Below are 26,615 nucleotides of genomic sequence, written 5' to 3' on the forward strand. Positions count from 1 at the left end.
CTGACCGCCCGCAGGGGGCTGGCGGGTTCAAGGGATCAAGGCTCGATGGGCACCTCAAAAACTCTTACTCGCCTCAAGGCGACGACATCCGTCATGGCCTTCGCCATACTGGCGGCGGCCGGCTCCGTCTCGGCTCAGACGTCCGCCCGAGGGCGTGCGCCGGTCGCGGTGTCCGCGTCCGCCGGCGACCTGTCGGCCGCATTGGCGCAATATTCGCGGGCTTCGGGACTTCAGGTCATCGCCGATCCGGCCCTGTTGCGCGGTCGGCGCACTCAGGGGGTGTCGGGGACCCTGACGACCGCCCAGGCGCTGGATCGTCTTTTGAGCGGCACGGGACTGGTCTGGCGTCTGAACGGAGACGCTGTCGTCATCACCCGCGCCGCGCAAGCCCGGCCTGCCGCGCCGGCGCCGGCGGCGGCGCGCGTGCTTTCGACCGAGGATCGGGCTGAAACCTTCGCCGAGCTTGAAGAGGTCGTGGTCACCGGCAGCTTCTCCTCCAGCCTGACCCAGGCCCTGGACGTCAAGCGCCGCGCCGACAATGTCGTGGACGTCATCACCGCCGAGGACATCGGCGACTTTCCCAGCCAGAACATCGCCGAAGCGCTGCAGCGTGTGCCAGGCGTCTCCATCGTCCGCGACCGGGGCGAGGGCTTGTTCGTGCGCGTACGGGGCCTGGGCGCCAACTTCCAGATCACGACCCTGAACGGCCGCAGCGCCGCCGTGAACGAGAATGTCCGCGACAGCGGTCAGAGCGGGCGTCAGTTCCGTTTCGACACCCTGCCGTCCGAACTGGTCGCCGGGGTGGATGTGATCAAGAGCCCGCTCGCTTCGCTGGACGAAGGGGCGATCGGGGGCGTGGTCAATGTACGCACCTTCCGTCCGCTGGACCTGAAGACTTCGCGCCTGGCCCTGTCCGGCGACGTCAACTACGCCGAGAACGCCGGGGATCTGAACCCGCGCCTGTCCGCCCTGGGGTCCTGGGTCAACGAAGACCGCACCTTCGGCGCCCTGCTGGCCGCCGTCTACGACCAGCGCTCCCTGCGACAGGACCGCATCACCGGCGTCACCTGGGGCACCTATGCGGCGGGCGTTGACACGAACGGCGACGGCGTGTCCGACAGCGGCCCCATCATCTATCCGCAGGCGCTGCGCCCTACGCTGGAGATGGAGGATCGCGAGCGCTACGGCCTGAACGCCGCCCTGCAATGGCGGCCCACCTCGACGACCGACGTCAATCTGGACATCACCTACACCGATCTGATGGTCGATTACGACGAACTGACCTATTCGGCCGACGCCAATGTCGCGAATGCGGTGCGCGGCTCCGCGCGGGTCGAGAACGGCGCCTTGGCGGGGGGAACCTTCGGCGGCGGCACCAGCCAGATCGGTCACGAAGTCTCGCGCCTGCATCACGACAACCTGTCGGTCGGTCTGAACCTGCGTCAGCAGATCGGCGCCTGGACCGTGTCGGGAGACGTGGCCTATGCCCGCGCCGCAAGCGACACCCCCGACCCGATCACACGGTCGCGGGTGCAGGGGTCGGTCGGGCGGATTCAGATCGACATGCCCAAGTCGGGCGGCGGCGTCCCTTCGATCCGCTTTCTCGACGTGGACATGAACAATATCTCGACGCTGCCGGGCCGGCGTCTGGAATACCGGGTCAACGACACCCTGGACGAGGAGACCGCCATCCAGCTGGACTTCGTCCGTCCCCTCTCCTTCGGGCCCATCGCCAAGATCGCCTTCGGCGCCAAATATCGCGATCGTGCGCGCGACTACAATCGTCGCGATTTCAACATCACGCGCGGCATTTCGGGCCTGACCCTGGCTCAGGACTTCTTCCAGCCCTTCTCGCAGAAGGATTTCCTGTCCAAGGTCGGGGCCGAACTGCCGCGCAGCTGGGTCGTGCCGAACCCGACGCGGTTCCTGCGCCAGATCACCCAGGCCGATCTGGACGCGCCGCTGTCGCGGGGCGATCTGCGCAACTCCTACCAGATCGACGAGACCATTCTGGCCGGTTACGGCATGGCCGACGTCGAGACCATGCTGTTCGGGGCGCCCTTGCGCGGCAATTTCGGCCTGCGGGTGGCCCAGACCGAGCAGACGTCTTCGGGTCACGCCGACAACGGCCGGGCCGCCCTGCCCGTGTCGTTCGACAAGACCTACAATGACGTCCTGCCCTCTCTGAACCTGGTGTGGGAAGCGCGCGACGACTTCCAGTTCCGCATTGCGGCGGCCAAGGTGATCACCCGCCCGTCCCTGTCGGACCTGGCCCCCAGACTGACGCTGAACTCATCGGGCGCACTCTTCACCGCCGTCGGCGGGAACCCCGAGCTTAGGCCGTTCGAGGCCTGGCAATACGATGCGGTGGCGGAATGGTATTTCTCGCCGTCCAGCGCCCTGATCGGCGGGGCCTTCTACAAGGACATCACCACCTTCTCGACCCGTCGCCGGTCCAATATCGTCATCGACGACGTGACCTATGAACTGACCGCGCCGGTCAACGGCGGCACGGCTTCGATCGCGGGAATCGAACTGGCCTACCAGCAGCTGTTCCCGTTCCTGCCGGCGCCGTTCGACGGTCTGGGGATGACGGCCAACCTGACCCTGACCACGACTGACGCGACCTATTACGACGGCACGCGCGAGTTCAAGGACGACCTCGAAAACGTCGCCAAGCAGAGCATCAACCTGACCGGCTTCTACGAGAAGGGGCCGCTGGCGGCGCGTCTCAGCTATTCCTGGCGGGGCGACGTGCTGCAGGAGGTCGGAACCAACGGTCTGGAATCGGCGAATGATCGGGCCTTCGGCTCGCTGGACGGCAGCCTGAGCTACAAGCTCACCGATCGACTGACGGTCTCCGTGGAGGCCATCAATCTGACCGACCAGCCGCAAGAGCAGTTCGTCGCTGACAACCGGTTCGTCGGCTACACCGACTATGGACGCACCATCTCCGTCGGAATGAGCGCCCGCTTCTAATCCCTACCTGCCAACCCCGCGCGTCGCCGGCGACGCGCGGGGTTTTCCGTCTTTAGGAGATCGTCATGAAACCCTTCCTGCCCATTCTGCTCGGCGCCGCTCTGTCTTTCCCGCCGATCCAGGCTCAGGCCCAGGTTCAGGCCGACATCGCCGCACTCGATGCGGCGACGGCGTTGAGGCCCGACACGGGGCGGCCGAAGAACGTCATCCTGATGATCGGCGACGGCATGGGGATCAACAGCGTCACCGCCGGTCGCATCTACGAGGGCCAAGCCCTGGGCGAGGACGGCGCCAGCCATCGGCTGTCCTTCGATCGTTTTCCCTACACGGCCCTGTCGCGAACCTATTCGGCCGATCGTTTCGTCACGGATTCCGCGAACGGCGCCTCGGCCTTGATGACCGGATACAAGACCATCAACGGCGCCATCGGCGTCGACGATCAGGTGCGGGCTCGTGATTGCGCCTCCGCCACGGCGGCTCGCGTGCCGACGCTGTCGGAACTGGCGCGGGCCAAGGGACTGGCGATCGGGGTCGTAACGACCGCGCCGATCACGGACGCGACCCCGGCGGCCACCTATGCCCACACCCCCTTCCGCGGGTGGCAGAGCGACATCGACATGCCGGCCCAGGCTGTGGCCCAGGGCTGTATCGACATCGCGCGACAACTGGTCGAAGGCGAAGCCACGCCCGAGGTCGTTCTGGGCGCCGGCCTGGCCTATCTGAAACCCGAGGCGGACGGAGGACGCCGCAAGGACGGTCGAGATCTGGTCGAGGCCTGGCGTCGACGCGGCGGCGCCTCGACCGTGGTCAGCGACCTTCCGGAACTGACGGCCAGCACCACGCCGCGCCTGATGGGCCTCTTCTCCAACGGCGCCCTGCCGGCGGACGCCGATCGGGCGCCCGACAGCGCCACGGCGCGACTGCCGGACATGACGGCGGCGGCGATCCGCGCCCTGTCGCAGAACCCCGAGGGCTATCTGCTGGTGGTCGAGGGCGCCCAGATCGACAGCTATCACCACGCCAATGATCCGCGTCGCGCTCTGGCCGCCGTGGCCGAGTTCTCCCAGGCCGTGGACGCCGCGCGTCGACTGACCGATCCAGCCGATACGTTGATCATCGTCACGGCGGACCATAGCCACAGCCTGGTCCTCACCGCCGGGTCGGATCGCAAGGCGCCGCTGCTGGGCTTGGCCGGCGCGGACGGCGCGCCGAACAAGGCGCTGGACGACGCGCCCTATCCGACCCTGATCTACGGCACCGGCCCGTCGCCGACGCGACCGCAAGCCGTCGCCCGCGCAGACGGATCTTCAGACGCCGACGCTCTGCGCTCGGTCGCCGTGCCCTTATCCAGCGCGGGACACGCCGGGGAGGATGTCCCGGTTTACGCCGACGGCCCCCAGGCCTATCTGGTGCGCGGCGTGATCGAACCGACCTACGTCTTTCAACTGATCCGGCGGGCGCTGTCGCTCTAGGCCGGTCTGCGTGACGACGACGCGGCCAGCTTAAGCGCTCCAAGACGTGAATTTCCTGCCCCTTCGCCGCCCGTGCGGCGAAGGGGCCGTTCGTCCAGCGTCTTCAGGCCGGGTTCGAGCGGGAGATCAGGCGGGTCAATGGCGCCTCGACGCAGGATTTCAGCGACAGGCTGCACAACCGCTTCGGCTATTCCCGGGCGACCTTCGACAATCCGCAACTGTTCAACCGCATCTAAACGTCCGCAGCCGATAACGACTGTTTCGCGGTGCGGCGCGACGGACACTGTTTCATTCAGATCCCGATCTGCGACGCATTCATAACCAAGCTCGCCGACTGTTCGCTGTATTCCATCGGCAACGGCATTCTCCTGTCCGACCTGTTCGCCGCGCGGCAACGGCTTGGGCGCCGTCAGTCTAGGGCCGACTTGTCTCCGCCCTGGTCCGGGCGGCGGGACAGTATTGGTGTTCCAAGCAGCGATCATTCCCCCGGCTGCACCGCGATCCTGAGCGGCTGGATCATGTCCTTGGGCGGGGCGGCGGCGAGGGTGCGGCCCAGCAGGGCGTCGCGCACGGCCTGATTGACCTCCGCATCGGCGAAAGGTGCGAAGTCGAGCCGTTCGACACGACCCCGCGCGTCGATCCAGACCTTGAGCGTCAGCGGTTCAGGCTCGGCGAGCGCCTCGGTCCGGGCCGTGCCCAGATAACGGCGCACGACCAGAGCCGGGCCATCCTCTTCCTCCAACCAGATCGAGACCGCGTCCGAAACCTTGTGGGCGTAGTCCATCCACTCGGCCGGCGCCGGGTTCGGCGCGACGCTTTGCGCCTGGGCGGGACCAAAGGACAGACCCAGCATCCCCGCCAGAGCGACCGCCCATCCGCCCAGCCCCGTCCGGCGCCCGCGAGACTTCATCAGCGACTTGGTCATTTTCTTGCACTCCGCACGACCGAACCGCCGTGAAAATAAGGTCAGGCCGCCGCACGAGCCGTCCGGGCCATGGTCCCTGTCCGTCCGCCGCAACGCACGGACCGGGAACCGAAGCTCGGGCGACGGCGGTTATAGAGCGATCGTCACGATTGCGGCAGGCGTTCGCGGTCGAAGGCGATCGTGGACATGCGGGCGTCAAGAGCGGCGACCACCTCGGCCGTCAGATCGTTGCCGAAATTGCCGCCCAGCGCCGTGGCGCGGTCGAACAGCAGCCCACAGGCTTTCGACGCATAGACCTGGGCGATCACCGGCTGGGCCGCATTGGCGATCTGCTCCAGAACCTTGGCGCGCGTGGCCTCGATCTCACGACTATTGTGAGCGGCCTGCTGTTGCAGGACCTGGATGCGTTGAGCCAGGGCCTGACGACGTTCGTCGCGACGGGCCTCGGACAGACCGGCGGCTTCGCGCTCGAACGCCTGAGCGTCCGCCTCTATCGGCGCGCGCTGGCTGTCGACCTCGGTTTGAGCGGCTTGGGTCAGCTCCTGCAGCCGGGCCGAGGCGGCGCGGCCGACGGCGGCGTTGGCGAACACCGCTTCGCGTGACAGCAGGCAGACGCCGGGGATCAACGGCCCTCCCAGAGACTGGGATTGAGGCTGGGACTGTTGCGACTGAGACTGGCCGGAACCGCCGATGGTCTGGGCCGCGGCCGGCAGGGCCGTCGCCGCGACCAGGGCGGCGAATGTCAGGGTGCGGATCATCATTGGATCAGGCCTTCTTGGTCTTACGAGTTTGGGGCGAGGCTTCGGGCGCCTCTGAATCATTCGCCTGCGACGCTGCGGCGACGCGCTGCTGTCGATCCAGCAAAACCGAGAACCGCTCAAGCGAGGTCAGGTGCGTCTGGACCAGAGCGAGCCAGCCCTTGCGGTGCCAGTCGACCACGACGGCGTCCGGCAGGGCGGCGAACTTCTCGGCGTCGACGATCTGGAAACCGTCCAGCCCCAGGGTGCGGCCGTCTGGCAGGGTGGCGTCGGCGCGACGGTCGATCAGCAGACCCTCGGCGGCCAGGCCCTCGGCGAAGGCTCGCGTCGCGGCGGCTTCGGACTGGAAGGCGTTGCAGAATGTCATGGCCTGTCGGGTCGCCTCGGACGGCTTGCCGTCCTCGAACAGGGGGGCGCCCTCCTGCCCATCGCACGCGATCCGCTCGGAGGCGGCGTCTATGGCCAGGGCGAAACCCTCGGGATTGACCGTGGCGATGAAGCCGAAGGGATAGCGGCGGACATAGGCCGGGACATAGGCGTCCGTGGCCCAGACGTCGTCTTCGACGAACAGGTTGCGGCGCTCCAGGCCGAGAATGGCCAGGGGCTGGGCGTCGCCGCCCGCGAACACCACCGGATAGGTCCGCGCCGCCGCCGCCATCTCCCCGATCACCAGAGGAACGAAGGGAGTTTCGGCGGTGAAGCCGGCGTTCCCGGCCAGAAGACGCCAGGAAGCATGGTCTGCGGCGTTGAGCGGCTGGGGGTCGCGGTAGAACAGAGGCAGGGCCGGAACCGGCGATGGGTCGGAAGACATGGGCTACTCCACTTGAAGAAGGACGAGAGGCCGCGACACGCACCGCCTCCGGATCAGACTCACTCCCCGAAGCCGAGGAAGCGGCTGGTGATGATGGCCGGGGTTTCGACGCGCGTCGGGCGTGCTCGTTCGGCGACGCGCGCAGCCTCGGCGACCACAGCGTTTGTCGCCGACGACGCCGCAGTCAGAGCGCCGGTATTGACCACCGGCGGCAAGGGGATCCCCTTGCTCTCGCCCTTCACCTGGATGTTTGCGGCGTTCAGCACCTGAAGCGCGGCCAGGTTGACATTGCCCGACACCCGGATGCCCGCTTCGCCCGCATCGATCGTGCCCAGCGGCGCGATCAGATCGATGTCGCCGGCTGGAACCTCGGGGATGGGGTCCAGAGTGGCGATGCCCGCCCCCGAGGACGGCACCTGAGGCGCCAGACGCACATTGCCGTAGTTGTCGTAGATGCGGCGCGGCGGGGTGTAGAGAATGGTCGACTTGGACCCGCGTCCGGCGTTGATGTCGCCCTGCTCCGACCAGGCGAAGATGTCGCCGCCGAAGGTTGTCATGATCCGCGACAGACCCATCAGCAGGCTGCCCTCGCTGAACAGACGGATGTCGCCCGCTCCCTGGGTCACGATCCCGGCCGTGGCGGGCGGAACGATCCCCTGAACGCCGACCACGATCTGGCCGCCCGGCGCCATCATTTCGATGTCGCCGCCGAAGTCCGTGCGAACCCCCGAGCCGCCATACATCAGGATATCGCCAGCACGGACAATGTCCTTGCCGTCCGCAGCCTTGTCCGGGAACAGGGTTGCGATCATCTGGCGGCCGCGCAGATAGGAGCCGAAACGGCTGCTGTTCGCGTCGTTGTATTCGCGGCCCCCCTCGCGGGTTTCGGCGTAATAGACCTGCCGCAGGAAGATGCGCTGCTGTTCCGGCGCCAGCGCGTCGAAATAGGCCAGCGCCTGCTCGCCTGTGCCGGTGAAGCCGAAACGTCGATCCAGCCATTCGGCCAGTTCCTCGTCATAGACCTTCACCACCTTGCCCGCGTTCTCCGGGTCGACCAGCGGACGGCCCGGATCGGCGAGATTGGCCTTGTCGAGATACCGCGCGCGAACCGCATCCCAGTTCACGTCGGTCATGCCCGCCATCAGGGCGATGCTGGCGCCCGGGCGGCTGTCGCCGGGCACGACGCTGCCGATGGACTGGACGCTGGCGGCGTCTTCCTGGCGGATCTGGCCGCCTGCGAGCATCTCCAGATTGCCCGGCCCCGCGAGGATGACCGAGGCATGGACGATATCGCGGCCGGCCTGCACCAGGGACACATCATCGCCGCTGGAGTTCATGGCCTTTACGTCCACGGCCAGGATATCCGTGCCGGCGCGCAGCTTTACGGCCTTGGCCATTTCGTACCAGACGCCGTCAGGCTGACGGTTCTTGCCGTCCGTTCCCATGCCGACGAAGTCTTTCAACACATCGCCAATGCGCAGATCGCTGATGTCGCCCTTTACGGCATAGATCCGGATCGGATCGGCATCCGCGCCGTGCAGCGCGGTCGTCACCATGCCCGGGCCAAAGGCGAACAGGCCGTCGATGCCGTTATTCGCCTGATTGGTGAAGCCGATCTCTCCTCTCCAGTTGCTGAAGGTGAAGCTCGGCCTGAACGGCGTCGCCATCACTTCAGGCGAAGCGCCCGACATGCTGATCCGGATAGCCTCGGGGCTGCCATAGACGGATCCGCCCGCCAGCAGCTCAAGCGCGCCGTTGGGCGAAGGGGCCAGCAACAGGGTGGCGTCGTAACGCTGCCCATACACCAGCGGGGTGCTGGCGATGCGGATATCGCCCCCCGGCGCGGCGGCCTTCAGGATCGACGGATAATAATGATACGTGCGCGTGCCGGTCCGTGACGCCAGTTGAGGCGCAATCAGATTGCTGCCAAGCACATTGCCTTCGCCGAAGGACGCCGGAGCCAGATCGCCGCCCGCGGAGAACAGGTTGATCGCGGTGGAGTTTGTCCAGAGCGAGAAGTTCGCCTGTCCCTGTCCGTCCAGCGCCGCGCCGCCATTGGTGTAGGCGGCGGAGCCATACTGGCCCGCCAGCCCGGGATCGCCCGCCCCGGACAGCACCAGATCGCCGCGCGTATCGAGCCAGGCTGTAGAATCGCCCAGCATCAGAACCGGCCCGGCGATCGTATAGGCCCCACCCATCGCAAAGGGATTGCCGGGCCTCAGACCAGCGCCGTCGCCGAAGGTGGGGGTCATGCCGCCCATGCCGCCGCTCGCCATCGTGAAGGCGCCGCGCAGGCTGGTGAACACGCCGTTCAGGTCCAGGTTGTCCTTCGTCCGCCCCCCGACGCTGCTGGACTCGGCCTGCTGGCTGGCGGCGGCGTCGGGGTTGAGCCGCCCCCCGATCCGAATGTCGAGATCGCCGCCGCCGGTCAGCACCAGATCATCGCCGATGACGCGGCCTGTAGCCCCAACCGCGGCCACCAGCCCTTGCGAGCGTTCGGCCCTCTGGGTGGTGCGGCGCATGCCTTCGCCACGTCCCGACACGATCCCGGCGTCGCCGCCGGCCGAAATCTTGACGTTTCCGCCGCCCAGCGCGCCAAAGCCGGTGAAGCCGACCATTCGAGCCGATTTGTCTGTGGTGGAGGCCGCCACATAGGCGCCGAAGTTGATCCACCAGCTGGTATCGACGGCGTCCACGCCCTTCGTGTCGCCTGTGCCCTGACGCCACAGCCAGTTGCCTACACCGACGCTGGAGACCAGCGCGGTATAGCGGTCATCCGGGTTGGCCGAACCGGCGACGGCGCCCATGCTGTCGCCCAGGATGTTGCGCCCGGCGGAAATTCTGAGATCGCCGCCATGGTCAGGATACCAGGCCCGCCATGACGCCAGCGCGGCGTCGTAATCGCCGCTGCCCTGAAGATCGCCCAACACCGCGCCGTTCTCGCCCGTGCGCGCCAGGTTGAACCGGCTGTTATCGATGCCTGAGACGCTGGTCTGCGCCCCGGCGGTATAGATGCCGTACAGCGACATCATGCTGACGTCGCGCCCGGCGACAAGGTTCAGGTCGCCGACGCCCGTGCGCAGTACGCTGAAGGCCGGCGAACCGAAGGCGTATGTATATTCACGCACCTCGCGCGGCGGTTCAAATCCGGCGGGCTGGCACAAGGTTGTGTTGACGTCGCAGAAATCCGGCAGAGAACTTCCGAACATCTCCGCGAAGGTTGCGCCATAGGCGTCCTTCAATGCGGCATCCAGCGCATCCGCCGCCAGACCGGCGAAACGCTCCTCGCCGATCCAGTTCAATGCGCCCTCGACGTTGAGCGCCGGATTGTCCAGCTTGCCGGTGCAATAGGCTTCGTTGCCGCTCGACTTGCAGACGTCCGCCAGCGATTGACCGCTGAACACATAGTCCCAGGACATGCCCCAATTGTCCTGCATCCAAATGTCGATCTCCTGCTGCGTCTTTCCCGCCAGCGAAGCGTCGCCGAAATAGTCGGTCGCCCCCTGTTCGTTGAAGAACCAGGTTCTGCCGTCGCCCGTTTCCTTGACGGCGCATTGACCGGGATTGCCGGCGCAATAGTCCGCAAGCGACATGCCCCAGAAGTCTTCGAAGGTTATGCCCCACTCGGCCATCAACTTCGCGTTCAGCTCTTCGGCGGTGAGATCGGCGAAACGGGCGTCGCCGATCGCCGCCAGCGCGCCGTCGGGCGTCAACGCAAAGCCCCCCCCGCCGGTGTTGCCGCCCTCGTAGCGGATGGTCACCTTGCCGATGGAGCCATAGTGCGTGTCCGCCAGCACGATGTCGCCTTGACCCAGCACATTGCGGGCCCGCACATCCGACGAACCGAGATCCGCCCCGGCCACCAGCGTCATATCCCAGCTTGTCGCGCCTTCAGGCAGCATCGGCGCCAGCGCCCAGTTGCGGCCCTGCCGTCCGTCCGCATCGACGGGACGCAGATTGATCGGCTGATCGCCGACCAGCTCCACCTTGGTCATGGAGGGGATAAGCGCGCCGCGCGCCAGAGCGATGGGCTGGTTCGTCGTCAGATCGGCCGGCAGTTTCACGCCCTTGGGCAGCGTGAACGAGGCGACGCCGACCGCATTGCGCAGCAGGAATCCGGCGCCCAGCTTCGCGCCCTGTCCAAGCGTCAGCGTTTTCGCCAGCACAGTACCCGCGCCATAGAATGCGCCGTCGGCGCCCGTCACATCGGCGGAAAGCACCAGCCCGGCCGGCAGGGTCAGGGCGCCCGTCAGGGTCACCTCCACCGGAACGACGGTCCCCGCAGGCAGCACCACGGGCCGCACGCTGATGTCGTAGTTCAGCACCGAGCCCGAGGGGAAGACCGTGCCGCCATCCAGCACCACCCCGTCGATCGGCACCACGATATCGCCGCCAAACGGCGTATAGCCGTTGAAGTAATAGCTTTCGCGCCCTTCGGTCAGCAGCCAGCCCTTGTCATCAGGCGTATCGGCCGGCGGCGCGAAGCCGTCATTGACGCCGCCATGGATGTTCACGTCGCCGGCGGCGCGCAGCACCAGCATCCCCGGCTCGCCAAAGCCGCGCCGCGATGGGGTCAGACGGTCCGCATCGGGGCCATAGCGATAGCCGGACAGGTCGATGTCGCCCGCCATGGTCAGATTGCCGTTCGGGTTGGTCAGAGCGTTGCTGACGATCTCCACCCCCGGCCGCAGGCGGTGGCCGGCCAGTCCGGCAAGCCGCGCCGCCAGCGCCGGGTTGGCCAGCGCCGCATCCATGAAGGCGCTGCTGTCGCCATCGATGCCGTCGAGATAGGCTTGGGTGACGAGTTGCGGGCGGCTGCCCGACACATCGGGCGACGTGGCCAGGGGCGCATCGTCGTAGCTGCGCATGCCATAGACGGCGACCGTCCTGGCCCCGCGCACATCGACAGCGCCGCGCACGTCCACCGCCACATCGTTCGCACCGATGCGCGGGGCGATCAGATCCAGCATCCCGCGCGCCACATTGTCGGCGAAGGCCGATTCCGTGCCCGCGCGCAGATCCACCACCGCGCCGCCGCCAAGCACCAGCATGCCTTCGCGCGTGGTCAACTCCACCAGAGCCCGATTGGGCGCTTCGATCGGCTTGCCATGGCTGTCCATCCGCATGCCCGTGGCATGGGCGTCCAGCGCGCCGTTGACGGTCAGGTCGCCCTTCGCCGCCAGCCGGATCGCGCCGACCTGATAGCCGCTGGCGTCGATTTTGCCGTTCACGGTCAGGCTGCCGCCGTCGAGCACGATCTGCACTTCGCGCGCCTTCACCTCGTCGCCGACGACAAGATCGCCCTGTCCGATCTGGAAGCGCCGCGCGCCGAACAGTTCGCCCTGGTTCAGCCGTTCGTTGAGGCTCGCGAAATCCGTCAGCGAGCGGGCGCGCACGGTGAACTGTCCTGCGTCATAGGGGACCAGCGTGCCGCCCGCGTCGTAGAGACCGCTGGCGCCGCCCTTGATCGCGCCAAGCATGTCCACCCGGCCGGCGCCTTCGGCCATGGCGGTCACGTCGACGCCGCCGCCGCGATTATGGCGCGCCGAGATGTCGATCACCGAACCTGCCGACGCGCGGACATCGCCCTCGCGGCTGCTCATCAGCAGATCGCCGCCCCAGCTGTAGCGCTTCACGTCGAACAGGGTGATCTCGCGTCCGGCCAGGTCGATCCGGGCGTTGTCGCCCAGCGTCACATCGCGCGCCGCGTCCAGCACCAGTCTGCCGCTGGGCAGGACCACCGTCGTATCCAGATTGATCGACCGCCCCACGAAGCGCAGTTCGGCGCCCAGTTTGTCGGTGGCGGGGGCTTCGGCGCCCTTGCCGCCGGCGATGGCGATGTCGCCGCCGGCGTGAACCGCCAGCTTGCTGCCCGCCCCGCCCGTCAGGAGCGGCGTCGAGATATTGAGATCGCCGCCCGCATAGCTCCAGCCCTTGCCGGCGACATAGCCGGTCTGCTGGCGATAGACATGCAGCGAACCATTGTCCCCATCAGCGGAAATCATCTTGCTGGCGTTGAGGTTGACGCTGTCGAAGCCCAGCGCGATCCGATCGCTCGGCACAAGCCGCAGCGGACGCGAGTTGGGCGCATAGTCGAAACGGATCGTCTCCGCCTTGATGTCGAGGACGCCGCCGCCCAGCCGCGCGAGGATCGCCGCACCGGGCGGCACCGCCACGGCGTCGCCGGGACGAGCGGTGGTGTCCGGGTTGGCAGGGCCGGCGCCCGCCCAGATGAACTCGCCCGTGCGGATCGTCGTCACGTCGCCGGCGGAGCCATAGCCGTAGATGGCGGGCGCGCCGAACACCAGGCGCTCCAGACGCGACACGCCGTTCACGTCCAGCGTGTCGAGCGTGACCGAGCCGTAGATATTGAACCCGTCGCGCGCGTTCAGCACCAACGACTGCAGAGCGGGCGTGCCCTGCGCCCTGTTGCCGTCCAGCAGACTGGACAGCAGATCCTGATTGAGCGCCATGCCCGGCGGCAACTGACCCGCCGCCCCAGCCTGCGCCAGCGCATCCGCCGAACCAAGGTTCACGGCGGACACGGCCAGCACCAGATCGCGCGCGCCGTAACTGACGGAATCGCGCAGGGTGAAGGCGCCGTTGGTGGCCGCGCCGATCGTGCCCTCGGTCAGGATGCGCGTCTCGCCTGAGCAGAGATCGCCCGCCGCGCAGCCGCCGATATCGATTGTCGGCTGAACCTCGCCGATCGAAGGCAGCAGGTTGATCCAGCCGTTGGAAACGACGAACGCGCTCATCGAGGTGCGGAAGAAATAGCCTTGATCGGACGAAAAGCCCGGCTTGCCCAACCCCGTCGTATCGATGGTCGCACCCTGCTCCACCAGCACGCCCAGGCCCCCGCCGCTCGCGGTCAGGATGACTTCCGGCGCGCGCAGGATCGCGCCGCTGCGCACGATCACGCCTTCCATGTCGCTGAAGACGCCGACTTCGGCCTGCCCATAGGCATTGGCGCTGAGCGTGCCGCCCAGCACCAGGCGATTGGCGTTGAAGGCGTTGAGCTGGCTCGCCTCGATGGCCGCGCCGGCGATATTGCTCAACGGCGACTGACCGTCCGCCAGGATCTGGAGGGTGGAGGTTCCGGCCCCCTCGGCCGTAACGCTCAATATGCCGCCGAACCCCTGGCTGTCCTTTGCCGGACTGAACAGGGCCGTCCCTTCGAACGACAGGGCGGTTTCACCGTTCAGGCCGGCACCGTGGCTGAAGTTGAGCCGCAGAGCGCGCGCATCCGTTGTCAGCATTCCGCGCGGTATGTTGCGGCGCGCGGCATCGGCGATGATGAAGTCGTTATAGCTGGTTTCGTTATAGCCGCTGTGCCTGCGCACGACATCGGCGGGCGTGATGATGATCTGGCTGGCCAGCGCCGATCGCACCCCCGTGTTCGCCGTGCCGAGATAGCCCGCCGCCACGAAGGAACCGTTGCCGGTCGGGCTGACGCCCGACAGGCCGGCCGCTGGCGCCGCACCGATTTCCACGCGGAACGCGCCCGGCAGCAGCGCGTAGGAGGACGGCATCAATGTGTAGACGCCCGCAGGCAGACCCGGCACGCCCTCGGGGATCGTCACCTGCCGGCCGGTCGCCGGCGCCCCGAAGCCCTGGCTTGCGCCGGTCGGCGCATAACCGCCGCCATAGCCGGGGACGAGGGCATAGACCGGATTGCCTGACCGGCTGAAGGCGAAGGCCGGATTGGCGTCGGCCAGCGCGGTCGTGAGGATGTCCACCGACCCGCCGCGTCCGCTGACGAAGCCCGCGCCCTTCAGGTCGCCGCCGCCGGACAGGTCCAGCACCGCGCCCTTCTCCACGACGATCTGTTCACCGGCGATGCGAAGCTGACGCTCGCCCCCCACCGACGACCCGCCGACGGAGGGTATGGAGATCGCCTGCCCGTTCAGTTCATATTTGATCCCATCGACGGTCCCGCCATAGGGCATCACCAGCCCCGCGCCGCTGACCGAGGTGAGACTGCCGCTCAGGAAGCGCACGACAGGATTCTGGTACGGCGCGCCGATCACTATCTCTCCCAGGGGGGCGCGCAAGACGCCGCCCTGTTCGATCACGCCGCCGAAGACCGACAGGCGCCCGCCCACGGCGTAAGGCACGGTCGGCGCCGGACCGCCCCAGGAACGGATGACGAGGCGGTTGTCGGGATTCGACTCCACGGACACCCCGCCATTGGCGAACCCAACGCCGAGATAGGCGTCGGCCCCGCTCGCGGCGTAGATCTGCGCCGCGGTCAGGCTCATCAGGTCCGGCGCGAACAGCGTGGTCCGACCTGAACCGACGAGCGACGGCGTCGCCAGCATCCGGATGTCGCCCCGGCTGCTGATCGCCACATCGCTGAAGCCCAGAAACTCGTTGCGGCCGTACACGTCGAGATGATCGGCCTCGACGCGCAAACTGTCCTTGCGCCCGGCCGCGCTCGGCACGTCCAGCGCATAGGCCGCCTCGGTATTGCCGTTGGGCGCATAGGCCGTTTGTCCCAGCTTCAGATAAGGCGCCGACAGGCTGATCGTGCGACCGGCCTGCGCATCGGGAAGCACGCCCAGCGACGACCACAGCCGCAGGCTCTGCGCCATGTTCAGCGTCAGGTCGCCCGTCGTGCGGATGGGGGCGAAAATGGACAGGCTTCCGAATCCGCCCGCCACGATCTGGTCGACGCCCAGATGGGCGTTGCCATAGGCCAGCTTGTCGCCGGGCTGCACGCCCTCTTCCAGAAGCGCCTCGCCCTTCGTCTGGGTCAGCACCAGCATGCGCGGCGTCAGCACCTCGGCGCTGGCCTGGCTGCGCGCATAGATGCCGCCGTTATAGGTCAGCGCGAGCGTGCCGCCTGCAGCACCCTCTCCGCCAGCCGCCGCCTTCAGCGTGCCGTCGATATAGAGCGAATTGGCCGATCCCAGGACGATGGCGCCGCCATCGCCGGCCACAGTGACCGCATTGCGCGGGCTGCCCTTGTCCAACCCCGGCAGATCGAGCACCACGCTGCCGCCCGACGCATCGAGCACCGCCCCCGGGCGGATCACCACATGCATGTCGGCCGGACGCGCCTGCACGGCGTCGCCCGTTTCCCAGTTGAGCGGCCCTCCAAGCTGGATCGTGCCGCCCGCCTGCGCCAGACCGTAACGACGGCCCTGCGCATCCACCGCGCTGGCCCCGCGTCCCGCGACGTCCAACACCGCCGTCTCGCCGATCCAGATCGAGCGGTCATGCGCCTGCGGCGAATAATAGGCTGACTGGGCCCGGATTTCGTCGAACAGGATGGAGCCGCCCCAGGCGTTGAGCCGCCCCTCCACCGTCATTTGCGTGGGGCTGGCGATGCGGATTGTCGCGCCGGGATCGACGGAAACCACCGCCCCCTTGCCAATCTCGACAGCCCCGCCCTGCATCAGGCGCTGGGAACGCAGGGTCAGGTCGGCGCCGTCCCGTTGGATCAGGCTGCCGACCGCCGGGTTCTCCTGATAGACGGGCGGCGTCCAGAGTTCGAGCGCCTCCGCCGCCGCCATGCCCGTGGGGACATTCCTGCTGGCTTCGGCGACGCGATAGACGGGCATCGCCACGTCCACCTTCGCCCCATCCGCCACGCGCAAGCCGCCCTGACCATTGATGTCGTAGGCGGAGAAACCGCTCTGGAAACGATCAACGGAGAGGTTCAGCGCATCCTCTACCGGGGTCTGGGCGCCGACGACCAGCTTGCCGCCCGTCGTGATCGACAGCACGCCGCCGCCGTTCACGCCGTAGGCCGTCAGATCGCCGTCAAGGGTCAGCCGGCCAGCCATGCCGCTGGCCCGCTCCGAACCTGCAATCAGAGCCAGATCGCCGCCCGAACCGCCCACCAAGTTTCCATCCGTCAGGATCGCCCCGCCCGAGGAAACATCGATGCGGCTGCCTTTCCCGATCTTCACGTCGCCAGTGAATTCGATCTGCGCCTTGCCGCCGTCGAGATGGCCGAGGCCGACGAAGCCCGCGCCTTGTCCCAGTCCGTTCAGCCACAGACCGCTGAGGTCGATCGAGCCGGTTTCCGACAGCGTGAAGCCGGATTTGCCGTTCAGTAGCAGCGCCTGCATCACCACAGTCGGCGTACCCGGCGTGGCGTTGAGAAGATTTGTGGCGGAGAAGCGCCCGCCATGCGCCGTGATTCCCGCTGAAATGCTGATGTCCGGGGCCAAAAGAGCGACAGAACCGCCGTCCGCCAGCGTCAGATCCTTCTTGATGCTGATGGATCCGCGCGTCGACAATTCCAGCCCGCCCAGATTCTGTGCGTTCAGATAGGCGGCGTCGAGTTGCACCGTGCCCGTCCGATCGGCTGGAAGCGCCCCGCCGCTTTCCAGGTCAGCCGTGATCGACGCGACCTCGCCGACCGTTATCGTGCTTGCGAAGGGATTGGTGCCGCCCAGCGCGGTATAGCCGCCGACGGCCAGCGTCCCTGCCCGGGCGACGGTGTGCTGTCCGAGCGCATATCCGTCCGCGTCGCCGTTCGGCCGGGCCTGCGTCTGGCGCGTCCCATTGACCACTCCGGCCAGGATGGCGGCCTCCATGACGGCGGTGGGGGCGGACAGGATCAGCTTGCCCGCGTCGCGACCGACGGAGTAGCCCTCTTCCCAGCGCAGGGTGTTGGCGCGGCTGAACAGAGGATTGGCGTAGACCTCCGCATACTGACTGCCCCAGCGTTCATGATTGCGCGAGAAGCTGTCGCCGATGCTGACGAAGCTCATGCCGGCGGGCGCGTTTCTGACGTCGTACATCCGGCCGTCAGCGCCCAGGACGCGGGTCGAGCGGACATAGCCGGCCTTGTAATCGATGGAGCCGCCGGAGATGTCGAACACCGCGCCCTTCTCGGCGACCACCTCCTTGCCCGACAAGGTGATGGTCCCGCCGACCGCGGTCCATTCGCCGATGGTGTGGGCGGTGTTGTTCAGATAACCGCCGACCTCCAACAGTCCGCCAGGGGTGTACCAGCGGTCGCCTTCATAGCCGCCGGTTCCGGACGGCAGCAGGACCAGATCGCGCACGTCGATCCAGACGTCGCGGCTCTTCAGCGCGTCGGAGTCGCGGTTGTCGGAGCTGTCGCGCAGTTCGTTGCCCTGAATGTTGACCTTGATGGCGTTGGAGCCGACATCCAGCGACACCCCCATGACGCCGGAGACGTCGATGGAGGCGCCGTCCTCCACCGTGATCCGGCCCGCATTGGCCTGGACGGCGACCTGACCGCCATTGACCAGGGTCTGGGAGCCGCCCTCGAACACCACATTACCGCCGGTGACGATCTCGACCCGTCCCTGGTCCAGCCGGTCGGCCAGCAGGGAGCGGTCGTCAAAGCCGCCGTTGGCGGTGGCGGCGCGGTTCAGATTGGCCTTTTCGGACTCCTTGATCAGGGCGTCGCGCTGGCCGTTCAGGGCCGTCGCCGCGCTGTCCAGTTCGGGCAGGATCAGGGTCAGACTGTCCTTGCCCAGGGTCACGGAGCCGCTCGTGTCCGAGGCCGAGTTCAGCAGGTGGATGGTCCCGCGCTGATTGACCGAGGTGGTGGCCATCAGCACCCCGTCCTGACGGATCGTGCGACCGGCCAGGGTGATGTCGCCCTGGGCCGCTTCGATCTGGCCGCTGTTGGTCACCTTCCCGCTGACCGAGCCCGCGTCGATCAGGCCGCGCACCTCGTTGCCGCGGGTGGTGGAATACGGATTCTCCTCGGTGCCGTAGCCGCGTCGCACGATGAAGTCGTCGCCGGCCGAGAGGGTCGTCTGGCCGCGCGCGGTGGCGATCGTGCCCGCGTTCAAAACCTCGGTCCCCATCAGCAGCACGAAGCCGCCGCCGGCCGTGACCGACGTCGGGGTGTTGGTGGTGATCCGGGCGCCCGCCTCGACGGTCACCTTGCCGCCGGCGTCCGTGAAGCTGGGGACGTAGCTGGACCCCGACAGACTGGAGTAGATGCCGCGATCGAGGAACTGGTCGTTCGTGATCCCGGCCGAAGATGCGATCAGGTTACGGACATTGACCTGGCTCGCGCCGCCGAAGATCACCCCGTTGCGGTTTATGATGTAGACCGACCCCTGCGCCTTGATCGAGCCGAGGATCTTGGTCGGATCGGCGTTGACGTCGGTGACGCGGTTCAGCGCCACCCAATCGGCCCCCTGCTGGTTGAAGCTCAGGTCGGTCTCGCGCCCGATGTTGAAGCTGTCCCAGGTCAGGATGGCCTTCTGCTGGGTCTGGTCGATGCTGACCTGGGTGCGTCCGTCCGCTCCCGTGGTCTGGGTCGGACCATTGGCGCCGATCCACAGGCTGGGGTCCACGGTCACGCCGTCGGCGACCTGAAGCCCGCCCTGCCCCAGACCGTTGGGCACATTGGCCTGGGCCGCTTGAGCCGCGGCGCGGGCGGCGGCCTGAGCAGACTGCATCGCCGCGCGGCCGTCGGCGGCGCGACGGAAGGCGGCGACGGCGCGTTGCGAGGCGGAAGACGCCTGCGCCGCCTGCTGGCTGGCCTGGGCCTGAGCGGCGCGCACGGCGGCGTCCGCGCCGCTGGCGGCGCCGCCGCCGCGTCCACGCCCGGATTGGGCCTCGGCGACGCCGGTGAACAGCATGGCGCCGATCGATGCGCCGATCAGCAGGCGGGCGCGCAGGGTGTGGGTCTTGGCGATCATCGGAAGGACTCCGGAAAGGCGGCGGCCGCAGTCGCGGCGATACAGGCGAGGGTTTCGGGGACGCGGAGGACGCTTGGGCCGGGCGTCAAGAACTTGAAATCGAAAGTCATGGCTGACCTCCGGGTCGTGGCGCCGAGGGCGTGCGCGGAGGGGCAGGCCGATGCACCGAGGTCCCCAAGGCAGGGCCCAGACGCAGGCTGGCGCCGGCTTGCCCGGAGACCCCGATCGCAGGCCCCGGTGAATCCGCGTCGAGAACCGATGCAACCGGCGTCGAACGCGCCCGATCCTGGGCCTGACGTGCGGCCGCCTGCAGCATGCGGTTGGCGCAATCGACGTCGCGGGCCGTTCGGCAATGTCCGGTCACTTCGACCGGCGGCAACACTACGGGCGCCTCAGCCGAACCGACACTATGGGCCGGGTCGCCGGACTGGGCCGCGGCAGGATCGGCGGTCGGAAACGCCGTCGCCAACAGTGCGAGAAAAAGGGCCCGCCCGGCCGGGGATTGGACAGGCGGGCCCGCCGTCGCCGCGCGATCCATGAACCGGCGAGAACCGGAGCGCGCAACAGCGAAGGCGTCACGCCCGTCGCCCCGCACGCACGCCGTTCCGACCCCGTTCCTTGCGGGGACAGGATTCGGCCAGACAGGCGCGAGAAGGAGACGGGCGCTCATGACCGGGATCAGAAGCGGGTCAGCAGATCGATCAGCAGGCGATCGACCGAGAAGGGCGCGTCCGCCACCTCGTCGGCGCTGATCCATCGCCCGCCGATCACGGTGTTGTCGCCCACCGCATAATGGCCGCCCACCATCCAGCCCTTCTTGTTGGTCCCGCCGATATGGAAATCGCTGTCGGCGAAGGCGTCGACCACGGCGTCGGATTCCAGATGGCGGTAGCCGACGAAGGCGTTCCAGTCGCCGCGCTTGGCGCTCCAGTCGCCCTCGCCGTTCAGGTTCAGCACCGAGCCCATCGTCAGCCTGGTCTGCCAGCCGGTGTCGCCCCCCTCGTAGGGCCCGTCCGCGCGGATGGTCTGACCCGGGTTGGCCGGATCGGGAACCCGGATGTCAGGTCCCAGATTGTTGATCGCCAGGGCGGCGACGTCACTCTCGTTCCAGCCCAGGTTCTTCACATATTCGCCGTCCAGCCGCAGGCCGAACCGCTCGGACGAGCGATAGTCCGCCGCCGCACGCAGGTGCAGGATGCGGAAGTCCGAGGCCAGACCGAAATACTGGTTCTCCGGGCTGGCGACCGGGTCCAGCGGGTCGGCGATCACGCTGCGGATCGGGAACAGGGTGTTGCCGTGCTGCTGGAAGGCCGGACGGGTGGCGTCGGTCGAGCAGACCAGTTCGTAGAACTGGCAGGGCATGGAAATCTCGCCCTTCAGGTTCTGGTAGTGGAAATAGCCTGCGGCGAATTTCAGCTCCAGGGTCTCGGTCGCCTTGAAGGCCGCTCCGCCCTGGACCGCCATCAGATGGCGATCCTGGCTCTTGAACGGCCCGTTCGAAAGACTGCCCGTCGGGGCGTTGCGCGAGCCGAAGTTCAGGTCGGTGTTGAATACGGGGAAGGCCCCGGCGGTGGCGAACAGCGACACGGTTTCGTTCATCCGCCGCTCGGCCGAGATCGCCGCCCCGTCGAAGTTCAGGTCCGCGTCATAGATCAGTTCGCCGGCCCAGAAGGGATTGGCGAAACGGCCGAAATCCGCCGCCACGCCTTCGACCGGGGTCAGGCGGATCGAAGCGCGATCCAGCCAGACCTGATAGCCGGCGCCGCCGTTTGCGCCCAGGGTCTGGTTGGTCGAGACCGGCGAACGGTCCGACCCCGTCGCCAGACGCACGTCGGCGCCGATCCAGTCGTTGATCCGCGCCTTGACGCCCAGACGCGCGCGCACCTGCGCCCGCTGACGGTCCTCGAGACTGTTCAGGAAGGGCGGCGCGATCCAGCCCGGCGTCTTGTCGTTGATGTTCTGCGGATCGCCCGCGTTGATCGCGGCGTAATCGGTGAAGATGTCGGCGTTTCCGGCGTCGTAGAACCGCCCTTCGCCGCGCACCCGCACGTCGCCGTAGATCTGGATGCGTCGGGTCCAGTCCGGCGTCTGGCCGGGCGCCGCCCACCCCTGGGCCTGGGCCTGGGAGCCCAGTTCCGCCTTCAGCTCGGCCTTGATCTGCTCGCGCACGACGGCCGGCACATAGGGGATGGTCTGGACGCCCTGCGCGTCCACGCCGCCCGCCGGAACCGGCGGCAGGGCGGGCTGGACGGATGGCTGGGCCCTGCTGGCCTCAGCGATCATGCCGTCGGCCTCCTCACGGGTGACCAGCCCTTTCTGGACCATCAGCTCCAGCAGGCGATTGGCGTCCACCTGCTGGGCCAGGGCGGGCGTGGACATAAGGGCGACGGCGCCGGCGCCGGCCAGCAGCGCCGGTTTGAGACCCCGCGCGAAACGGAAAGCGATGGAGATGGACATAGGTTGTGTTCCCCGGAATAAGGAGACCTGGCGGGTCGGCGTCAGCCGGCCGCGCGGGCGTTGAGTTCGATGTTCATAGTCGGCAGGCCCGCTGGCGGCGTCCGCCCCGCGCACTGATGCCCCTGCAGGATCTGGCGCAGACGCTGGTCGCGGCGCGCATCCCCGGTCGAGGAGCGCACCGAGGAAATCCGCCCCGCAGCGTCCACCGCCACCGAAAGACGGGCCGTATAGCTGCCCCGTCTCAGTTCGCGATCGGCCTGGACCGCCTGGCGCACGCAGGGCGTGGCCACGGCGTTGGCGTAGGCCGCGAAGGCGTCGCCGCCCCCTCCCGGTCGGCCGCCGATACGGCTGCCCGATCCATCGCCCACCGTCTGACCGTAGGACGGGCCTGCGCCTTCGCGCGCGGTCAGGGCGCTGTCGCCGACGGTGGGCTGGGCCGGCGCGTCCTGAGGCGGCGGCGTGGTGTCGACCGGCTGCTCGATCGGCGTGGGCTTGGGCTCGGGCGGCTTCTCCTGCGGCTTGATCTCGGGCGGCGGGGGCGGAGGCGGCGGAGGCGGCAGAACCACCCGCACCGTCTTGTCCTCGCGCTGGCGCTCGCTGACCGTCGAGGGTCGCAGGAAGGTGACCGCCACGATCACCGCCAGGACCCCGACGACGATCACGACCGGCCAGCTGATCCTGGAGCGGCGACGCGGCGGCGGCGGCTCGTCGGCCATGAAGGCGTAGGTCATGGCCCTCAGCCCTCGCCCGGCGGACGGGTGGAGGCCATGCCCAGGCTGGCCACGCCCACCTTGGAGCACAGGTCCAGCACCTGCATGATCTGGTCGTACTGCACCGCCCGGTCGCCGCGCAGGATCACCGCCGTCTCCGAGTCGGAGCCGATGCTGGTGCGCAGTTCGCTCTCCAGTTCGGCCAGCGACACCGGCACGGCGTCGATGGAAACCGTCCCGTCATCGGCCACCGCGATGACCCGCGACTTGGGCTCGTTCAGCGACTGGGACGCCGAGGCCGACGGCAGGTCGACCTTGATCCCCTGCACCGCCGCCGTCGTCAGCAGGATGAAGATGATCAGCAGCACGAAGGTCAGATCGACCAGCGGCGTGATGTTGATCTCGTTGTACGGCTTCTTGCCCTGGACCTGCATGGCCGCCTCCTATTCGGCGGCCAAAGGAGAGGCAGGCGCGTCCTGCCAGGTCTCGGCGATGCGCTTCTCCAGCTCATCCACGAAGATCTGGTTGTCGGCGGAGATGTCCTCCACCCGGCTCAGCAGATAGTTGTAGCCGAACAGGGCCGGGATCGCGACGGCCAGACCCGCCACCGTGGCCAACAAGGCCGCGGCGATGCCCGGCGCGATGGCGTTGATGTTGACCTCGCCCGCCGCCGCCACCGAGGCGAAGGTGATCATGACGCCCAGCACCGTGCCCAAAAGGCCGATGAAGGGGCCGCCCGAGATGGCGATGGTCAGCAGCACCATCCATTTGTTCAGCTTCTGGCCCTCGCGCACCTGACCGGCGTCCAGGGCCGAACGGATGGCGGCGATGGACTGGGGACGGATGGCGAAGCGGCTGCCCGACGCCTGGCCCTCGGCCAGACGCACGCCCAGTTCCTGACGCCCGATCTGATACAGGCGCGCCAGCGGCGAATGCTCGGCCAGGGCCGGCGGCAGGACGCCCAGGCCGTCATGGCCGTTCGAGCCGCGAGCCGACTGGCGATAGGCGTTCAGGAAGTCTTCGTTGGCGCGCGCGGTGCGGCCCAGCAGCAGACCCTTGGAGATCATGACCCAGATGGCCAGGGCCAGCATCAAGCCCAGGATGACGATCACCGCCCAGGCGTCGATCGTCAGGGCCTTGAACAGGATGCCGAAATAGTTGTGGCCGCCGCTTTCGGTCTGTTCGGCCGTATCGAAGCTCAGCAGTCGGGCGCCCTGGCCTTCAGAGGCCGCCGCCAGCTGGAAGACGGACTGCGGCAGGGCGACGCCCGCCACGCGGAACTCGTCCACCTCGCCGCGGAAGCCCGCGCCCAGGGTCGCAGGCCCGGCGCCGATCGCGCCTGCGGCCTCGCCCGCCGCCTGACCGTTGACGTAGAGCACCGACTTCGCGCCGTCGTTGACCACGGCGACATGGGCCCAGGTTCCGGTCGGCAGGGCGGCGCCCGCGCTGCGCTGGCCGTCGGCGTCCAGGAACAGGGTCGCGCCCTGCGACACCAGGCTCAGGCCCGGGGCTGCGAACAGCTGGCCGTCGGCGGCGGGCTTGACCCAGAAGCTGACCGAGACCGGACCGCCGGCGACGGCCTGGGCCGGAACCGACACGCCCGCGCCGCCGTCCAGCGACAGGCTGGAGCCGATCAGGCCGCGGGCGTTGCGGCCCTCGCCGCCTGCGCCGTTCAAGCCGTTGGCGGTGGCGTCGCGCGGGGCGCCCGCCGCATCGAAATGCCAGACCAGACGATAGTCCGGGCCATAGGTTCCGGCGACGTTCTGGCCGCCCTCGGCCTTGTCGTTGCCGTAGTAGGCGTAGATCGCCTGGGCCGCGCCGGGCTTGATCCCCGACACGTCGACCCAGACCAGGGCCTGCTGCTCGTCCGGCGCCCACTTCTCGATGTGGAAGGCCAGGGGCGTGCGGTCGTCGCCCGCCACGAACCGCAGGTCCGCCCCGTCCTTCTTGACGTCGGCGAAGTCGAAGTTGCCGGTATGCAGCCGCACCAGAACCGGCGCGCGCGCCACTTCTCCCGACACGCCCGCGCCCTGCGCGTTGACGTTGACCTTCGTCCTATAGGCGTAGTCGCCCTGCCACCAACCCGACGCCAGGACAGGCGTCGCCACCGCCGAAAGCATGACGGCCGACAGGCCGACAGCGAAAGAGTTGCGCATACGCGCGCTGACAGTCTTGCCCACTTAGAATTCCCCCCAGATGCGGAAGCGTGCGAAAATTTGACCCGAGCGCCACGACGGCCCCGAGACGATCGGCGCGCCGACATCGACGGCGCCGTTGAGATAGTTGAGAAGGCGGATGCGGCCGCCGAGACCGGCGCTCGACAGCAGATAGCTGTCGTCCTGACCGATCAGCGGATCGTGGATTCCGGCGTAACCCGCGTCCCAGAAGGCGTGCAGGCGGAACTCGTCCACGCCCAGACCGACGCGGGAGCCGAAGTCGGGGCTGCGCATCTCGGCCTGGACCGCGAACCCATAGTCGCCCAGGGCCTCGCTCTCGTAATAGCCCCGCACCGTCGAGACGCCGCCTAGCGAGAAGCCTTCGTTCGAGATCAGCGGGTCCGGCGACCATTGCCCTGTGAACCGGGTGCTCAGCTGCAGGTCGTACGCCAGATCCTCGGTGTGCGAACCGTCCAGCTTCAGCGCCACGAAACTGGGGCGCGCCTTGTAGCGTTTGGCGTCGAACCTTTCCCAGCCGTCGCCCAGGCCCCGCACCCCGAACACGGCCGAAACGCTGAGGTTGCTGCTGCGCCCCTCGCCCGACCAGTCGCCGCGCCAAGAGGCCAGGAAGGGGAAATACCGGATCGGCGCGGAGGCCCGGTCCGCCCCCAGGGTCACGTCTTCGGCGAAGTCCTTCCAGTCCACGCCAAGCGTCAGGGCGTGATAGAAGCCTTCCGACGCCCCGAGCGAGCGGATGTATCGCACCCCCGCCAGATTGCCCACGCCGATCACGCTGGTGCCGCCGACCACGGCGATGTCGCTGTCCGAGCGCACCCCATAGACCATCAGCTGGGCGCCCTGCCCCAGCCGCGTCAGATAGTTGCCGGACCAGACCGTTCCGTCGTCGGTCCGCTCCGGCGCCGTCTGCGCCGACAGGCTCAGACTGTCCCCACGCCCCAGGAAATCGTCATGCCGGATCGTCGCCGAGGTGCGGTAATAGGCCGTCGAGGCCGAACGATTGTTGTTCACCTCCACCGAGGCGTGCCACGGTGAACGCTCCTCGACCGTCAGCACCACGTCCAGCGTGCCGGGCGCCACGCCAGCCCTCAGCTCCGGCGTGACCCGCCGCGTCGATTTCTGGTTCAGCGCCACCACGTCGCGCTGGAAGGCCGTGATGTTCGGCGTCGTCCCCGGCGTCAGCGAAGGCGCCTGGGCCAGGACCGCTTCTGGCCGCTTCGCGCCTTCCACCAGAACCTGACCGATCGCCTGGGGCTGGACCTCCAGTTTCAGGATCCCGCCCTCGACCGACTGCTCGGGAATGAAGACCGAGACAGCCACATAACCGGCGCCCTCGAACGCCGCCTGCAGCGCCGCCCGCGCGCCCTCGACGTCCGCCTCGGTCCGGCCGGGCCCCATGAACGGATAGACGGCCCGTTCGACCGCATCCGCGGCCAGCACCGTATTGCCTCGAACCTGGAAGGCGCGAATGTCGAACGTCGCAGCGTCCTGAGCCGCCGCAGATTGAGCCATGCCTGCGAACGACAGGAAAACGGCGGCCGCAGCCGGCCGCATGGGTCGCTTCTTCAACTTGAACATCTATCCCCCGACGCCGAACAAGGTCGTCAGTGGGGAGACACGCGCCGCGAACCCGGGCGCAAAGATTTATCGTGAAGTTTTCACGACGTCGTTTGACCGCACAC

At 68.0% G+C, this 26,615-nt stretch carries 12 protein-coding genes; 2 read left to right on the plus strand and 10 right to left on the minus strand.

Translation table 11 applies throughout. The features are described 5' to 3' along the window. Positions 1–93 precede the first annotated feature (93 nt). Both B3Z70_RS00200 and B3Z70_RS00205 read left to right on the plus strand, forming a co-directional pair. A complete protein-coding gene (locus B3Z70_RS00200) occupies positions 94–2,979 on the plus strand; it encodes a TonB-dependent receptor (protein WP_292044336.1) in 2,886 nt (961 codons plus the stop codon). A 65-nt stretch (positions 2,980–3,044) separates the two neighbouring features. Beyond that, positions 3,045–4,451, plus strand: a complete 1,407-nt coding sequence (locus tag B3Z70_RS00205) for an alkaline phosphatase (protein ID WP_292044338.1) — start codon at positions 3,045–3,047, stop codon at positions 4,449–4,451. Here B3Z70_RS00205 and B3Z70_RS00210 read toward each other — a convergent pair. From B3Z70_RS00210 to B3Z70_RS00255, 10 genes are all read right to left on the minus strand, one after another. Further along, positions 4,448–4,846: a hypothetical protein gene (locus B3Z70_RS00210; RefSeq protein WP_292020616.1), complete on the minus strand. Its 399-nt coding sequence runs from the start codon at positions 4,844–4,846 to the stop codon at positions 4,448–4,450. The two genes, B3Z70_RS00205 and B3Z70_RS00210, sit on opposite strands and share 4 nt — an antisense overlap. 83 nt (positions 4,847–4,929) lie before the next feature. Then, positions 4,930–5,376 (minus strand): hypothetical protein, encoded by a 447-nt coding sequence (locus B3Z70_RS00215; protein WP_292020614.1) that lies wholly within the window; start codon positions 5,374–5,376, stop codon positions 4,930–4,932. Positions 5,377–5,519: 143 nt separating this feature from the next. Further along, entirely contained in the window at positions 5,520–6,137 is a 618-nt protein-coding gene (locus B3Z70_RS00220; protein ID WP_292020612.1) for an OmpH family outer membrane protein, read from the minus strand. 4 nt (positions 6,138–6,141) lie between these two features. Continuing rightward, positions 6,142–6,945, minus strand: a complete 804-nt coding sequence (locus tag B3Z70_RS00225) for a SapC family protein (RefSeq protein ID WP_292020610.1) — start codon at positions 6,943–6,945, stop codon at positions 6,142–6,144. Between the two features lie 59 nt (positions 6,946–7,004). Next, positions 7,005–19,592 (minus strand): filamentous hemagglutinin family protein, encoded by a 12,588-nt coding sequence (locus B3Z70_RS00230; protein WP_292044340.1) that lies wholly within the window; start codon positions 19,590–19,592, stop codon positions 7,005–7,007. Positions 19,593–20,270: 678 nt separating this feature from the next. Next, entirely contained in the window at positions 20,271–22,049 is a 1,779-nt protein-coding gene (locus tag B3Z70_RS00235) for a putative porin (protein ID WP_292022499.1), read from the minus strand. Positions 22,050–22,090: 41 nt separating this feature from the next. Continuing rightward, positions 22,091–22,780 (minus strand): hypothetical protein, encoded by a 690-nt coding sequence (locus tag B3Z70_RS00240; RefSeq protein WP_292022496.1) that lies wholly within the window; start codon positions 22,778–22,780, stop codon positions 22,091–22,093. 5 nt (positions 22,781–22,785) lie between these two features. Continuing rightward, the gene (locus B3Z70_RS00245; RefSeq protein WP_292022495.1) at positions 22,786–23,193 is read right to left on the minus strand and encodes an ExbD/TolR family protein; all 408 of its coding nucleotides are present in this window, start codon (positions 23,191–23,193) and stop codon (positions 22,786–22,788) included. Between the two features lie 9 nt (positions 23,194–23,202). After that, positions 23,203–24,939: a DUF2341 domain-containing protein gene (locus B3Z70_RS00250; protein ID WP_292022493.1), complete on the minus strand. Its 1,737-nt coding sequence runs from the start codon at positions 24,937–24,939 to the stop codon at positions 23,203–23,205. Beyond that, complete coding sequence (locus tag B3Z70_RS00255) at positions 24,940–26,487, minus strand: ShlB/FhaC/HecB family hemolysin secretion/activation protein (RefSeq protein ID WP_292022491.1); 1,548 nt, start codon at positions 26,485–26,487, stop codon at positions 24,940–24,942. Positions 26,488–26,615: the final 128 nt, after the last annotated feature.

This window comes from Brevundimonas sp. UBA6550, from assembly GCF_002434505.1.
Classification (GTDB): Bacteria; Pseudomonadota; Alphaproteobacteria; order Caulobacterales; family Caulobacteraceae; genus Brevundimonas.